At 74.3% G+C, this 14,196-nt stretch carries 12 protein-coding genes; 1 reads left to right on the forward strand and 11 read right to left on the reverse strand.

What is annotated here, in order from left to right; translation table 11 throughout:
- Window positions 1-12 precede the first annotated feature (12 nt).
- The 11 genes from ACZ6B8_RS20185 to ACZ6B8_RS20235 all read right to left on the reverse strand — a co-directional run bounded on the left by ACZ6B8_RS20185 (window position 13) and on the right by ACZ6B8_RS20235 (window position 13,686).
- Window positions 13-762: a spherulation-specific family 4 protein gene (locus ACZ6B8_RS20185; RefSeq protein ID WP_471079140.1), complete on the reverse strand. Its 750-nt coding sequence runs from the start codon at window positions 760-762 to the stop codon at window positions 13-15.
- The gene (locus ACZ6B8_RS20190; RefSeq protein WP_471079137.1) at window positions 750-1,706 is read right to left on the reverse strand and encodes an NAD-dependent epimerase/dehydratase family protein; all 957 of its coding nucleotides are present in this window, start codon (window positions 1,704-1,706) and stop codon (window positions 750-752) included. Before ACZ6B8_RS20190 ends, ACZ6B8_RS20185 begins: the two co-directional genes overlap by 13 nt.
- Window positions 1,707-1,850: 144 nt before the next feature.
- Window positions 1,851-3,158 (reverse strand): hypothetical protein, encoded by a 1,308-nt coding sequence (locus ACZ6B8_RS20195; RefSeq protein ID WP_471608062.1) that lies wholly within the window; start codon window positions 3,156-3,158, stop codon window positions 1,851-1,853.
- Window positions 3,155-4,963: a DUF3492 domain-containing protein gene (locus tag ACZ6B8_RS20200; RefSeq protein ID WP_471608063.1), complete on the reverse strand. Its 1,809-nt coding sequence runs from the start codon at window positions 4,961-4,963 to the stop codon at window positions 3,155-3,157. Before ACZ6B8_RS20200 ends, ACZ6B8_RS20195 begins: the two co-directional genes overlap by 4 nt.
- A gap of 253 nt (window positions 4,964-5,216) precedes the next feature.
- Window positions 5,217-6,899, reverse strand: a complete 1,683-nt coding sequence (locus tag ACZ6B8_RS20205; protein ID WP_471608064.1) for a dipeptide ABC transporter ATP-binding protein — start codon at window positions 6,897-6,899, stop codon at window positions 5,217-5,219.
- Window positions 6,896-7,885 carry an ABC transporter permease gene (locus ACZ6B8_RS20210; RefSeq protein ID WP_471079124.1) on the reverse strand — a complete coding sequence of 330 codons (990 nt, stop codon included), beginning with the start codon at window positions 7,883-7,885 and terminating at the stop codon, window positions 6,896-6,898. Before ACZ6B8_RS20210 ends, ACZ6B8_RS20205 begins: the two co-directional genes overlap by 4 nt.
- Window positions 7,882-8,808: an ABC transporter permease gene (locus tag ACZ6B8_RS20215; RefSeq protein WP_471079121.1), complete on the reverse strand. Its 927-nt coding sequence runs from the start codon at window positions 8,806-8,808 to the stop codon at window positions 7,882-7,884. The genes ACZ6B8_RS20210 and ACZ6B8_RS20215 overlap by 4 nt, the downstream gene beginning before the upstream one ends.
- A gap of 2 nt (window positions 8,809-8,810) precedes the next feature.
- On the reverse strand, window positions 8,811-10,535 hold the full coding sequence (locus ACZ6B8_RS20220; RefSeq protein WP_471079118.1) for an ABC transporter substrate-binding protein: 1,725 nt from the start codon (window positions 10,533-10,535) through the stop codon (window positions 8,811-8,813).
- 267 nt (window positions 10,536-10,802) lie between these two features.
- Window positions 10,803-10,895, reverse strand: a complete 93-nt coding sequence (locus tag ACZ6B8_RS20225) for an Ms4533A family Cys-rich leader peptide (RefSeq protein WP_471079115.1) — start codon at window positions 10,893-10,895, stop codon at window positions 10,803-10,805.
- Window positions 10,896-10,963: 68 nt separating this feature from the next.
- On the reverse strand, window positions 10,964-11,917 hold the full coding sequence (locus ACZ6B8_RS20230; protein WP_471608065.1) for a DUF3152 domain-containing protein: 954 nt from the start codon (window positions 11,915-11,917) through the stop codon (window positions 10,964-10,966).
- A gap of 737 nt (window positions 11,918-12,654) precedes the next feature.
- The gene (locus ACZ6B8_RS20235; protein ID WP_471079109.1) at window positions 12,655-13,686 is read right to left on the reverse strand and encodes an alpha/beta fold hydrolase; all 1,032 of its coding nucleotides are present in this window, start codon (window positions 13,684-13,686) and stop codon (window positions 12,655-12,657) included.
- Between the two features lie 213 nt (window positions 13,687-13,899).
- On the opposite strand from ACZ6B8_RS20235, the gene ACZ6B8_RS20240 reads away from it, so the two are divergent.
- Window positions 13,900-14,118: a hypothetical protein gene (locus ACZ6B8_RS20240; RefSeq protein ID WP_471608066.1), complete on the forward strand. Its 219-nt coding sequence runs from the start codon at window positions 13,900-13,902 to the stop codon at window positions 14,116-14,118.
- The last annotated feature ends 78 nt before the right edge of the window (window positions 14,119-14,196 follow it).

A 14,196-nucleotide genomic window follows, 5' to 3' on the forward strand; every position in this document is an offset into this window, starting at 1 on the left:
CCACGCCCTTTTTCATTCCGAGATACCCGTCCCGACCCGCGAGACGATCTCGTCCCAGTAGCCGGGCAGCGACTCCCAGGGATCGCCGTGGCCGCCGCCCTCCCCGCGGTCGGTGAAGTAGATCGTCGACGCGCCCTGCCAGCGGGCGATGCGCAGCGCCTCGTCGAGGTGGCCGCGCGGCATGCCGTGCACCAGGTGGCAGAAGCGCTCGGGCGGATAGTCGGCGGTCCACTCGGCCACCTGGGACCAGCGGTAGTCGCTCCACGCCCCGGCGAAGGTCACCAACTGGTCGCCCGACTCGGCGTATCCGGGGTACGGATGGGTGCCGTGGCCGAGCACGATGTGCGCGTCGTCGACGAGCGCGCGCAGCGTCGCCACCGTCCTGCGCACCTCCGGCAGCGCGGCCCGTTCGGTGGGGCAGCGGTCCAGGAGGAAGCCGTCGACCCGGTACCAGTCGTGGTAGCGGTGCGCGTCGGAGACCAGCTCCCCGAAGGAGCGGGCGCCGTACGTCGTGTCGAGGTGGCCGAGGACCCGGACGCCGGCGTTGCGCAGCCGGCCCGCCGCCTCCAGGCAGTGCGGGTCGGGCCGCTCGCCCGGACCGTCGGCGACATTCAGGACGACCCACTTCAAAGGGGTGCCGGGGCGGGTGAGCTCGGACCACTCGACGGGGGCGACGAGCGGGTGGGCGAAGCCGGGGACGCCGAAGCCGACGCGTACCTCGGTGCTCGCGGCGCCCGTCGTGGACCTGGTCAGATGCGGCATGCGGCCTCCATCCAGATGTCGGCGAGCGACTCCTCCAGGTTGATGCGGGGCCGCCAGCCGAGCCGGTCGCGCGCGGTGCGGACGTCGGCCTGCTGCCAGCTGCCGCAGCCGTCGGGGTAGGGGTACGCGGCGGCCGGGGCGCCGTGCCCGTCCTCGCCGCGCGGGTGACCGATGGCCGCGCGCACGGGCACCTGGTCGAGTTCGTGCAGCGCGCCGCCGTACCCCGCGACGCGGGCCAGCACGGCGGCCGCGTCGCGCAGCCGCACCGCGCGTCCTGCGCCGATGTTGACGATCCCCTGGGCGGCGGAGAGCGAGGCGGCGTGCACGGCGCGCGCCACGTCGCGTACGTCGACGAAGTCGCGCTGCACTCCGAGCCCACCGAGCTTGAGCTCGCCGTCCCCGGCCTGCATCGCGCGCCGCATGGCCTCGGCGAGCCGGCCGAGCGGGGATCCGGCGGGGGTGCCGGGCCCGGCGGGCGAGAAGACCCGCAGGACGACGGCGTCGAGCCCGGAGCCGAGCACCAGCTCGGTGGCGGCCAGCTTGCTCACGCCGTAGGGCCCGCCGGGGCGCGGCACCGCGTCCTCGGCGGTCGAGGACCCCGGCTGGCTCGGCCCGTACTCGGCGCCGCAGCCGAGCTGCACGAGGCGGGCCCCGCAGCTGCTGCGGCGCAGCGCCTCGCAGATGGTGGCGACGGCGACGGTGTTGTGCCGGGTCAGTTCGCGGGCACCGCCGCGGGTGGCGCCCGCGCAGTTGACGACGACGCCCGGGTGGACGGCGTCGAGGAAGCGGGTCAGCGCGCCGGGGCTGCCGCTGGCGAGGTCGAACCGTACGTCCGAGTCGTCGCCGCGGCCCAGGGCGGTGAGCTGCACGGCCGGGTCGGCGAGCAGCCGGTCGGCGACGAACCGGCCGAGGTATCCGTTGGCTCCGATCAGCAGCACCCTCATCGGGGGCCTCCCGGGGTGGCCGCTCGGCGGCGGAGACGGCTGCGGGTGGTCATCTGTCTTTCTCCTTCGGGATGGTGCCGTGGTGCACGGGGATGAGGCCCGCGGTGTCGGCCCCGCGGGAGAGTGGTCGGGCCGCTTTCGGTGTCACGGCGCGTCACGGGGACCGGCGTGGGCCGAGGCGAGGGTCAGGGTCCTGGCCGCGTGGACCAGGAGGGCGAGGGCGGCGGCGCCGCACGCGGCGGCCGGTACGACGCCGGGGCCCCAGGCGTCGACGGCGGCGGTGACGGGCACGGCCAGCGGGTCGCAGGTGGGCAGCCGGCCCGCGAGGACCAGGGCCAGGGCGGTGGCTTCGCAGGCACCGGCGGCGCCCAGGAGCAGGGCGGGGGCGCGCGTGAAGCCGTACGCGCCGAGGAGGCGGGCGAGCAGCAGGAGCGCGCCGAGGGCGGCGGCGCCGAGGAGTGCGGGCGGGCCGCCGGCGGGGTGGGCGGCGAGGCCCGCCCGGTCGGCGGCCGGTCCGGCCAGCGCGTCGCAGGCGGCGAGCAGCGCCCCGAGCGCCGCCAGGAACAGCGCGACCACGCCGAGGAGCAACGGCCTTACGGAGGAGGCGAATTCGTCGAGGCCGCGGCTTGCGGTGAGGCGGGCCCCGGCCCGTACGGCGAAGAGGCGGGCGCACCAGGCGGCGGGCGCCACGGCGAGGGCGAGGCCGAGCAGCGGGGCGAGCGCCGGGTCCCAGAGGTCACCGGGCCCGTCCGGTCCGCCCGCGACGACGCCGCGCAGCACACCGTCGCCGAGCAGGGCGTACGCGAGGAGCCAGCACGTCCACGCGCGGGTGGCGGGCACGGCGTGCCCCGCGGCGCGCAGCGGTCCGTGCCGCAGGGCGACGTGGAGGGCCACGGCCACGGCGAGCGCGGCGACCAGGCCGGCCACGAGCCGCGCGGTGCCCCCGGCGAGGGCCAGCCCGGCCACGCCCGCCGCGCAGACGGCGCCGGGCAGCAGCGCGACGAGGGCCCAGCCGGCGGGCGCGCCGGGTATGTCGGTACGGACACCCCGGTGCGGGTCGGGGTCCGGGAGCGTGCCGTCGTCCGCGCCGTCGCGGGGCACGCGCGCGTACATCTCCTCGGCCAGTGCGAACACGTCCCGGTGCCGGAACCGTGCGGCCGCGCGGTCGGTGACGCCGTGGGCCTCCAGCCCCGCCGCGATCTCCAACGGATCGACGGCCCGCTCACAGAGTTCACGGTGCCGGTGCATGAGGGCCTTGACGGGGTCGACGGCGCCGCGGCGGCGGGGCTTGGGGTGCGGGGTGGCGGGGTGCGGGGGGCGGGGGTCGCCGGGGTGCGGGGGGCCGGCCGCCCGGTCCGCGAGGAGTTCCTCAGAGCGTGCGTCCCAGCCGTCCGCACCCCGCGGAGCGCGCGGCGCGTCCACCGCGCCGGTGGTTTCCTCGTGTCGCTTCATACCGCCGCCCCCTCCCTTCTCTCCGACCCCTCCGGCGCCGCCCAGCTCGGTACGCAGGGGGCCTCCGCCCCCGGCTCCGGGTCGGCCGCCCCGGGGCCCACCGCGACCGCCCACCGTCCGGGCAGGCAGGCCTCCGCGGGGTGGGCGAACGGCACCGGTTCGCCCGTCCCGTCGACCGCGTCCCTCCGCACCGGGCAGTGCGAGACGATCTCCAGGTAAATGCTTCGAAATGCCGTCACGTTCTGCTCTACCGTGAAGAGTTCGAGGGCCCGCGCCCGCGCCGCCGCCCCCAGGCGCGCACGCCGGCCGGGGTCGCGCAGCAACGCCACGCACGCCTCCGCGAGCGCCCGCGGATTGCGCGGCGGCACCACGAGCCCCGTACCGCCGATGACCTCCACCACCGCGCCGACGTCCGTCGAGACGGTCGCGCGTCCGCAGAACATGGCCTCGACCAGGCTGATCGGAAAGCCCTCGACGACGCTGGAGAGGACGACGATGCCGCCGCAGGCGTACGCGTCGGCGAGTTCGGGCACGTCCGGGCCGCCGATCTCCTCGAAGGAGACGGGGTTGTCGCCGACGGCGTGCGCGCCCGCCGCCTCGTCGGGGAAGAGCTGCGCGGCGAGGGCCCGGCAGTGCGCGAGATACGCCCGCGCCTCGGGTTCCTCGGCCGGCGCCCCGACGATCCGCAGCCGCGCCCCCGGCACCTCAGCGCGGATCTCCGCGAAGGCGTGCAGCAGCGAGATCAGGTCCTTGGCGGGCTCGATGCGGCCGACCCACAGCAGCGTGTCGGGGTCGGCCGCGAAGTCGTCGTAGCCGCCCTCGCCGATCTCCGTGAAGCGGTCGGCCGCCATGCCGGGGTGGACCGTGCGCAGCTTGGCGCGATCGGCGCCGCACCGCTCCTGCCAGCGCCGGGCGTGGGTGTTGCCGGGGGTGATGAGGGTCGCCCCGCGGTACACCTCGGCCGCGAGCAGCCCGTGGAAGGAGGCGAGCAGCGCCCGGGCGGGCGCGCTCAGGTCCGTGTCGCCGGTGGCGAGGTGGTGGGCCCGCAGCTGTACGCCGTACTCGGTCACGAGCAGCGGGACCCCCGCGAAGTGCCCGGCCAGCAGCCCGGGCAGCGCCGCGGGCCCGCCGGAGGTGGCGTGGCACAGGTCGACGGCGCCGAGGCCGTCGGCGTCGTACCAGTCCAGGGAGAGCGGCCGCAGCGCCCGCTCCATCAGGCCCGCGGCGGTGAGCAGATCGGGCACGCGCGCGGCGCGGGCGGGGTGGAGTGCGCCGGGCGCGCGGCAGGCGCGCTCCAGGGCGCGGACGGCGGATTCGGAGCGCAGCGCGCCCACCAGTCCGCCCTCGTCGCGGGCCAGCTCGGCGAGCCCGTACAGAGCGTTGCTGAAACGGTCCGCCACCGCGCCGTGCCGGCCCCCCGACCGGCCGTCGCGGGTGCCGTCCTCCCCGCCCTCGCGGGTGCCGTCCGCCCCGTCGTCCCGGGCGCCGCCGCCACCCCGGCACACCACGTCGGCCAGCTCCCCGAAGCACTCGGCGAACCGGCGCCGGGCCCGCCGTCCGCGCCCGCCGCGCGGTCCCGCGGCACGGAGCGCCTCGTCGTCGGCGTTCCACAGCGGAGCGGTGCGCACCCGGCCGACCTGGGGCGGCAGTTCGACCCAGCCCTGAGCCTCCTGGCGCTCGCTGCGGCTGAGGGCGTAGACGTCGAACTCGTGCTGCCCGAGCCCGCGCACCAGCCGGTCGCACCAGAGCCTGGCCTCACCGCTCACATACGGATAGCCACCCTCCGTAAGCAGTCCGACGCGCACGAGCGCACCCCCGATCTCCCGTCTGGGGAGCCGCCGTTGGGCCGGCGGCTCGCAGCGGGACGAACGTATGCGGTCATGCGGGTGGTGCGACGGACGGTTGTCCGTCGCACCACCAAAAGGGGTGAACGGCAGTAACTTTCCCGCGCCGGTAGCGTTCTGTCGCGCTATGGCGGCCCGGAAGCCCAGTTTCGCTACGGAGAGTCAGGCTGCGGCCAGCGGGGTGCCGGCCGGCACCCCGCCCGCGGACCGAAGGTCAGACCCCCGCCGGTTCCTCGCGGGGCCGGACGGACCCCACCAGCTCGCGCCGCGCCTCCCTGCGCGCCGCCGCCACCTCCGGGTCGAGCGCGGGGACGGCGGCGAGCAGCCGTTCGGTGTACGGGTCCCGGGGCGCCCCGTAGACCTCCGCCACGGTGCCCTGCTCGACGATCCGGCCCCGTCGCATCACGGCGACCCGGTCGCTGACCTGACGGACCACCGCGAGATCGTGCGCGACGAAGACCAGCGCGAGTCCGAGCTCCCGCTGCAACTCGGCGAGCAGCGTGGTCACTTGCGCCTGCGTCGTCACGTCGAGGGCCGACACCGGCTCGTCGCAGACGATGAGCCGGGGCTCGGCGGCGAGCGCCCGCGCGATGCCGACGCGCTGGCGCTGTCCGCCGCTGAACTCGTGCGGGTAGCGGCCGTAGTGCGCCGGGTCGAGCCCGACGCGCGCCAGGAGTTCCCGCACCCGCTCCCGTACGAAGGGGTCGCTCTCGCCCCGCGCCCGCAGCGGGTCCGCGATGGACTCGCCGATCGAGCGGCGCGGGTTGAGCGAGGAGACGGGGTCCTGGAACACCATCTGCACCCCGGGGGCCACCCGGCCGCCGGGGTGCTCCACACCCCCGTGGCGGAGCACCCCCGCGGTCGGCTCCAGGAGGCCGACCAGCATCCGGCCGAGCGTGGTCTTGCCGCTGCCGCTCTCGCCCACGATGCCGAGGGTCTCCCCGCGGCGGACCGTGAGCGAGATGTCGTCGACGGCGGTGACCGCGTGCCGGCCGCGCCCGAACTCCCGCCGCAGGCCGACGGCTTCGAGCACCACCTCGCCTTCCGCGTGCTCCGTCCCGGCGAGCTCGCCCTCCTCGCCGGAGGGACCGCGCCCCTCCCCCGCGCGCCGCGCGAGCGGCGAGTCCACCCGCGGCACGGCCCCGAGCAGTTCCCGCGTGTACGCCTCCCGCGGCGCCCCCAGGACCTCGCGTACCGCCCCGCGCTCCACCGCGCGCCCGCCCCGCATGACCAGGACCTCCTCGACGCTCTCCGCGGCGACGCCCACGTCGTGGGTGACCAGGAGCAGCCCCATGCCGGTCTCCTGGCGCAGCGTGTGCAGCATGTCGAGGATCTGGGCCTGCACGGTGACGTCGAGCGCGGTGGTCGGTTCGTCGGCGACGAGCAGCGCGGGCTCGCAGGCCAACGCCATGGCGATCAGGGTGCGTTGCCGCATGCCGCCGCTGAACTCGTGCGGGCGCGACCGCGACCGGCGCGCGGCGTCGGGGATGCCGACCCGGTCGAGCACCTCCACCGCACGCGCGCGTGCCGCCCGCCGGGACGCCCCGGTGTGCACCCGGTACACCTCGGCGATCTGGTCGCCGACCGCGTAGTACGGGTCGAGGGAGGAGAGCGGGTCCTGGAAGACCATCGCGGCCTTCCCGCCGCGCAGCCGCCGCAGTTCGGCGTCCGTCGCCCCCTGCACATCGACGCCGTCGACGAGGACCGACCCGGTGACCCGCGCGCCGGTGCCCCGGTGCAGCCCGAGCAGCGCGGACGCCACGGTCGACTTGCCGGACCCCGACTCGCCGACCAGGGCTAGCGCGCCGCCCGCCGCCAGCGAGAAGGAGAGCCCGTCGACGGCGCGCACGCCCGACCCGAACTCCACGCTCAGGTCGTCGACTTGGACGAGACTCACGACAGCACCACCCGTCGGTCGGCCACCGCGTACAGGACGTCCGCGACGGCATTGGCGAGCACCACGAAGAAGCCGGTGACCATGACGAGCCCGACCACCACCGGCAGGTCGACGACCTTGACCGCGTGCACGAGTTCACGGCCGATCCCCGGAAGGCCGAACAGCGTCTCGCTGAGCACGGCGCCCCCGAACATGGACCCGAAGTCGTTGGCGGTCAGCGCGATGACGGGGGCCGCGGCACCCCGCAGCGCGTGCCTGCCGATGATGGAGCGCTCCCCCACGCCGTACGCGCGGAAGGTCCGCACATGGTCCTCGGCGAGCGTCTCCAGCATCGAGGAACGGGTCAGGCGCGCGTACTTGGCGGCCTCGATCAGCGCGAGCGAGAGCCAGGGCAGGAGCAGGTTCCACGCCCACTGCGTCGGGTCGTCCGCGAAGGGCACGTACTGCGGGAAGGGCAGCCACTGGAGCTGGCCGCAGACCACGATCATCAGCAGCAGGCCGATCACGAAGACGGGTGTCGCGGTGCCCGCGAGCGTGACGGCGGTCAGGACCCGCTCGCTGAGCCGGCCGCGCCGCCAGGCGGCGAGCACGCCGGTGCCCACGCCGAGGATCAGCCACAGCACCATCGCGCCGAGCGCGAGGGACGCGGTGACCGGCAGCTTCGTCATGATCAGCGTGGTGACCTGCTGGTCGCTCTGGTAGGAGAGGCCGAGGCAGGGCGCGTCGCAGTGCTCCACTCCCGTGCCCGTCGAGTAGTCCTGGCCGACGACGAGGCCCTGGAGGAAGTCCCAGTAGCGGACGTACAGGGGGTCGTCGAGACGCAACTGCTCGGCGACCTGCTGCACTTGGGCGGGCGAGCAGCGCGGGCCGCAGGTGATCTGGGCGACGTCGCCCGGCGCGGCGTAGAACACCGCGTAGATGACCACCGAGATGACGAACAGGGTGAGGACGGCGCCGATGAGGCGCCGCAGCAGGAATCCGGTCACGCCTTGGCCTCCTGCCTGCGGCCCGCGCCGATCCGCAGCCGCGAGGCGGCGCGCGGGTCGAGCGCGGTGCGCACCCCGTCACCGAGCACGGTGAGCGCGAGTACGGTCACGAACAGCGCGACCGCCGGGTACAGCAGGTACTGCGGCGCCGCCTGGTACCAGACGTCCGCGGACGTGAGCATCTGTCCCCACGAGGCGGTCGGCGGCTTCACGCCGACGCCGAGGAAGGACAGCGCGGCCTCGACCGTGATGTTCACCGGCACGAGCAGCGCGGCGTAGGTGATGACGGGCGCGGCGAGCGCGGGCAGCAGCTCGCGCCGGGCGATCCGCACGGCGCCCCAGCCGCTGAGCCGCGCCGCGGCCACGTGGTCGAGTTCCTTGAGCGTGACGGTCTGCGCGCGCACGATCTTGGCCATGTTTCCCCAGGCGACGAGCCCGATGACGAGGGCGACGAGCACGGGGCGCGGGAAGCCGCTGGGCACGATCGCCATCAGCGCGAGCGCGAGCACCACCAGCGGCAGCGCCACCATGACGTCGGTGGCGCGGCTGAGCAGCAGGTCCACCCAGCGGTTGCCGATGCCCGCGGCGACCCCGATGACGACGCCGAGGACCACCTGCACGACGGTCGCGGCGAGCGCGACGCCGAGCGAGACCCGCGCCCCGTAGACGAGGCGGGCGAAGAGGTCGCGGCCGGTCTGCGGCTCGACGCCGAGCCAGTGCTCGCCGCCGATCCCGCCGAACGACCCGACCGGCACGCCGCCGCGCGCCGAGTCGATGAGATCCGGGTGGTACGTGGTGGGGTCCTGCCCTTCCAGGGCGGTGAGCAGCGGCGCGGCGAGCGCCACCAGGACGAGCAGCGCGACGACGCCCGCCGCGACGAGGGCGGCGCGCTGTTCGCGCAACCGCCGCCAGAAGGTCGTCACGACTACTTCACCGCGACCTGGGAGACGTCGAGGACACCGGTCCAGTCGCTGATGACGACGTTCTTGATGTCCTTGCCGTACAGGCGCTTGTAGACCGGGTGGAAGAGCGGCACGGTCAGCGCCCGCTCACCGATCTTCTTGTCGAGGGCGCCCCAGCGCGCGGCGGCGGCCTTCAGGTCGGTCAGCTTGTTGATCTCGTCGATCTCGTGGTTGACCGACGTGTCGTCCAGGAAGCCGGTGTTGAAGTTGGCGCCGTCCTTCACGATCTGCCGGCCGTCGAAGATCGGGGCGAGGAAGGGGCCGCCGGAGGGCCAGTCGGCACCCCAGTGGGCGAGGAAGAGACCGGGCTCGTCCTTTGCGCTGTGCACCTTGTCCTTGTAGTCGTTGTCCTCCAGTCCGCGCAGCTTGACGGTGATTCCGGCCTTCTTCAGGGCGTCCTGGATCGCGGTGGCGATCTCGGGGCTGGTCTCGAAGTCCTTGGCGTTGGAGTGGGTGAGCGTGATGGTCAGCCCGTCCTTGTGCCCGGCCTCCTTCAGGAGCTCCCTGGCCTTCTTCGGGTCGCCGTTGGGGCCCGCCGGGAAGTGGTCGTACTTCGTGTATCCGAAGGACTTCTGGTTCGGCAGGTACGTGGTGGCGGGCTCGGCGAGCGAGGAGCCGCCCGCGGCGTTGACGACCGAGGAGCGGTCCACGGCGTACGAGACGGCCTGGCGCACCTTCGGGTCGTCGAAGGGCTTCACCTTCGGGTTGAAGGCGAGGTAGTTGGTGTAGCCGAAGTGTCCGGTGCCGACGTGCGAGGCGAGGTTCTTGTCGCCGCTGACCTTGGCGAGTTCGGCCGGGCCGAGGTTGGTGTCGGTGGTGACGGCGGCGGCGTCCGCGCCCTGGCCCGCGGAGAGCCGCTGGTTGATGACGGACGAGTCGAGCCCGGACCGTACGTCGATGACGTCCGGGTAGGCCTTGCGCTCGGGGTCGGTCGCCGCGGACCAGTGCGGGTTGCGCTCCAGCCGCACCCGCTCCCCGTCGTTGACGTTCTCGACGACCTTGTAGGGGCCGGAAGAGACCGGGTGCTCCTCGTACTTGGTGCCCTTGTCCTTGCTCTTGGGCACCGGCGTGAACTGCGTCTGGGTCGCCAGGTAGGGGAACTCGCCCTCGGGCTTGTTCAGATGGAAGACGATGGTGCGCGCGTCGGGCGTCTCGATCGACTCCAGCCCCTTGCCGCTCTTGTCCTTGTACGGCCCCTGGTACTTGTCGCCCCCGACGAGCCAGTCCCTCAAGTAGGGTGCGCCACCGCTGAGTTCGGCGGCGAAGGAGCGCTCGATGCCGTACTTCACGTCGGCGGAGGTGATCGGCGTGCCGTCCTCGTACTTGAGCCCCTTCTTCAGGGTGTACGTCCACACCGTGGCGTTCTTGCTCGGCTTGCCGAGGTCCGTGGCGAGGTCCGGCACGACCTCCGCGCCCTTCGCGCCGTTCTCGCGGTTGCGGGTGGTCAGCGTGCGGAAGACGAGGCTCGGCACGTTGCCGCCGCCGGAGGTGTAGAGCCGCGCGGGGTCGAAGTCGGTCTGCGGGTCGCGGTTGAGGACGGTGAGGGTGCCGCCCTTGGCGGGCTTGCCGTCGCCGCCGCTCCCGGCGTCGTTGTCCTTCGGGCCCGCGCAGGCGGCGACGCCCCCGGCCAGGACCAGGCTGACGGATGCCGCTGCCACGCGGCGGGCTATGACGGACGGTTGGCGCATCGGAAGAAGACCTCTCGGGGGTCGCCGCGCGGGGCGGCGGATCAGGTGAAATCGAGACAGACCGAGCAGAGCTCGCCCCGGAGGCGACGCGAAGGGCCGACGCGTGAAGCGGCGGGGAACGACCGGGCCTGACGACGGCCGTCGCCACCGGCCGACCGGGTGCGGTCGGGCGCGGCCGTCAGGGGCTGCGGAGGGACCGTCGGTCGGCTACGGGGCGGCGGGAGCCGGCCCAGCCGGGAGAGAGCGACGCACTCGCCGGGGCGGGCGTCAGCAACAGTGGATGTCGGCCACGCAGAGCGCGGTCACGCCGAACAGCGCGAGCTCGATGGCTGCGCTCGACGGGGCGTGAGGGTTCGACATGCGGAGAAATATGAACGAACTTCCGACAGATGTCAAAGCGGAATCAGCCCCCGGGCGGCCCCGCGACCTCAACTCTTCGGGAACACCCAGGGGTTGGCCTTGCATGTGATGCCGTCGTGCTCCAGGAACTTCGTCTGCTGCTGCATGACGGGCGCGAGGTCGCCGCTCTTGGCGCAGTCCGTGTGGTTGTGGCCGAGCCGGTGCCCGACCTCGTGGTTGATGAGCATCTGCCGGTACGGCAGGATCGCGCTGCCGAACTCCTTCTTGACCGCGTCGCCGTAGGTCCTGGCGCCCTGCGCCCACCGATAGGCGTTGATCATCACGCGGTCCGTCGCCGCGGAGTCGCACGACACGTTGTCCTGGGTGGTGTCCAGGCCGGACTTGGCGCACCAGGTCCCGGTGGTCCCGGGGCTCGCCAGCGTGACGACGAAGTCGGGCTTGCCGGACGAGATCCGCTCGAAGGTGCGGGCATGGGCGTGCGCCCAGCTGCGGTCGTCGTTCAGGGTCTTCTGGACGGCCTGCGCGAAGAGCTCGCCGTCGAGCCCGAGCCCCTTCTCGACGTCGACGCGGTAGCGGAACAGCTGCCCCTTGCCGGGCGCCTTGTCGAACCCGGACATCGCCTCGAAGTCGCCGGACGCCTTGAGCTTGGGGTCCATCGGGAACTTCTTGCGCATCTTGTCGTCGTACGTCTCCGGCGCCTTGGCCGGCGTCGGCCTGCGGTCCGAGCGGGAGGCGGGGTCCTCGGTGTCGCGGGCGCCGCCGGGGGCCGCCTTCGTCCCCGCCGCCGAGCCCTTGGACCCGCCGGCGAACTGGGCCGCCACGACGACCGCGACCACGGTGGTCACGGCGGCGACCGCGACGACGGCCAGGGCCCGACCGCGGCGCCGCTTGCCGTCGCCGGTGTCCGGCCCGTCGCCGCCCCGGTCGTCGGGGTGCAGCCCGTCCGCGTCGTCCCAGTCGGTGACGGAGGCGTACGGGTCACGGGGCGCGGGAGGCCCTTCGCCCGCCTCGACCGCGGGCACGAATCCTTCGGGGAGCTCGTCGGGGAAGGCGGCGACGTAGTCCTGCCGGGGGCCGGGAACGTCGCGCCCGCGCCGGGTACCGGACCCGGCCCCGCCGACGTCCCCCCATCCGCCGCCGGGCTCCCGCTGCTCGGGGTGCCCGCCACGGACGTGGGGGGTGCCGTGGTTCGGGAGCCCGTGGTCCGAGAGGCCGTGGTTCGGGGTGCCGTGGGGAGGGGTTCCCTGGGCGGGGACGCCGTGGGGAGGAGTGCCGTGCGGAGGGGTTCCCTGGGCGGGCGTGCCGTGCGCGGGGGTGCCGTGGGCCGGTGTCCCGTGCGGAGGCGTCCCGTGGGCAGACGTGCCGCGGGCGGGCATTCCTTGGGCCGGAGCCCCTGGCGCCGGGGTCCCGACACCGTGCGCCGGGGTGCCGTGCGCGGGCGTCTCATACGCGGGCGTCCCGTGTGCGGGCGTCTCGTGCGACGACGCCCCCCGCGTGGCCGTCCCACGCGCGGGTGTCCCACGCCCGGGCGTCCCGTTCGCCGGCGCGTCCTGTGCCGCTTCGCCCTTCGCCTCCGCCGCGCGCCTGCGCCGGCCCGTGCCGGGTGCGGGCGCCCGCGACGGCGCGGAGGCCGTACCGGGGGCGGGGTCGGACGGCGTGCCCTCGGTGCGGGACCGCGGGGTGCGCGAGTTACTCGTCGTGTCTGAGGTGTCCATCTGGTCCGCCGGACCGCGTCGGCTGTGACGTCCCACGCGCCGCCTCAGCTCCCCGAACCCGTGCGCGAGCCGCCCGGCGCGCCCACCGCACCGCCGCCGCCCCCGACCGCCGCGCCATCCAACTCGCCCGTGTCCACGAGGAGTTCACGGAAGGCCGTGGCCACGCTCTCGGGGTACTCCATCATCGCCACGTGTCCGGCGTCCGGCAGCGTCAACAGCCGCGAGTCGCGGAACGCGGCCGCCGCCCTGCGCGCCATGCGGAAGGAGACGAGCAGGTCGCGCCCGCCGTACACGAGCAGGGTCGGCGCGAGCACCCGCTCGGCCTGCCGCCACAGCCCGTGCTGGCCGCCGAGCGTGTACGCGTTCACGATGCCGCGCGCCGTACGGGTCATCGCGTCCCAGAAATAAGGGAGCTGGAGCCTGCGCTCCATCTCCCGCACCGCCGCGCCGTACCCCTCCGGCGTCACTCTGCCCGGATCCCCGTAACAGAGCCCGAGCACCCCGCGCACCCGCTGCTCGGCCGTCCACTCCCTGGTGAGCCGGGTGAAGAGCCCGGTGACGCCCGGCACCGCGAGCAGCGCGGTCGGCACCGCCGTGCGCTGCACGCGCAGCTCGGGCAGGGCCGGCGAGACCAGCGTCAGCGTACGGACGAGGTCGGGCCGGACCGCGGCGACGCGCGTCGTGATCGCGCCGCCCAGCGAGTTCCCGAAGAGGTGGACGGGCCCGCGGCCGCGCGCGTCGAGATAGCGGATGACCGCGCGGGCGTGCCCGGTGATGGAGTAGTCCCCGTCGTCCGGCGGCGGGGAGTCCCCGAACCCCGGCAGATCGATGGCCTCGCAGTCGACGACGTCCGCCAGCCGCGGCATCAGGGCCGACCAGTTCTGCGAGGATCCGCCGAGCCCGTGCACGTACAGCGCGGGCGGCAGTCCGGGGCGGACCGGGGGCCGGGAGCGCACGGTCAGGCTGAGCCCGGGCAGACCGACCGAGTCGAGCCGCTCCCCCTCCGCGACCGCCACGGCACCCGGCTTGGGGGCGGCGGCGGTGGCCAGCAGGTTCGGCAAGTCGGTCGCAGACATGCGGCAATGTTACGAGACGATCACGCGGTAGTTCACGTGTTCGGCGTCACAGAACGCCCACAGACCGCGTAGCGCCTCGTCCGGGTCTCTTCTACGCTCGAAACAGCTGACGGAAACCGTCAGGGAACAGTCATGGAAAGAGGGCGAAGCGGGCACTCGGACCCCCAGGTCCACCACGGTCCTCCACGTACCGCGAGGGAAGAGAGCCAGCACATGAGTGTCGACCCGACCGATCCCGACACCTTCGAGACGACGGAAACCGAGACCACGGCCGACGTCGAGGCGCCGGAGGCGGACGCGGCCGAGCAGCAAGCCGACCTCACCCCCAGCCGCGACGACCCCATGGAGGAGATCGACGCGGACTCCGCCAACGAGGCCGATCTGGCCGAACAGGCCCGCGTCGTCAGCCTGGACGAGGACGACTACCGCTGAACGTCCGGGCGGCCGCCGGCCGCCCGGACGCGGACCTGACCGTGTTTGCCCTGCTACGCACCGCCGGGCAGCCCTTCT

Source organism: Streptomyces sp. NPDC041122 (assembly GCF_055592445.1).

Coding starts and splice junctions, on each gene's coding strand:
- ACZ6B8_RS20190 (WP_471079137.1), bottom strand. CDS start 1,706: ATGAGGGTGCTGCTGATCGGAGCCAACGGATACCTCGGCCGGTTCGTC.
- ACZ6B8_RS20235 (WP_471079109.1), bottom strand. CDS start 13,686: ATGTCTGCGACCGACTTGCCGAACCTGCTGGCCACCGCCGCCGCCCCC.
- ACZ6B8_RS20240 (WP_471608066.1), top strand. CDS start 13,900: ATGAGTGTCGACCCGACCGATCCCGACACCTTCGAGACGACGGAAACC.
- ACZ6B8_RS20225 (WP_471079115.1), bottom strand. CDS start 10,895: ATGTCGAACCCTCACGCCCCGTCGAGCGCAGCCATCGAGCTCGCGCTG.
- ACZ6B8_RS20185 (WP_471079140.1), bottom strand. CDS start 762: ATGCCGCATCTGACCAGGTCCACGACGGGCGCCGCGAGCACCGAGGTA.
- ACZ6B8_RS20195 (WP_471608062.1), bottom strand. CDS start 3,158: ATGAAGCGACACGAGGAAACCACCGGCGCGGTGGACGCGCCGCGCGCT.
- ACZ6B8_RS20220 (WP_471079118.1), bottom strand. CDS start 10,535: ATGCGCCAACCGTCCGTCATAGCCCGCCGCGTGGCAGCGGCATCCGTC.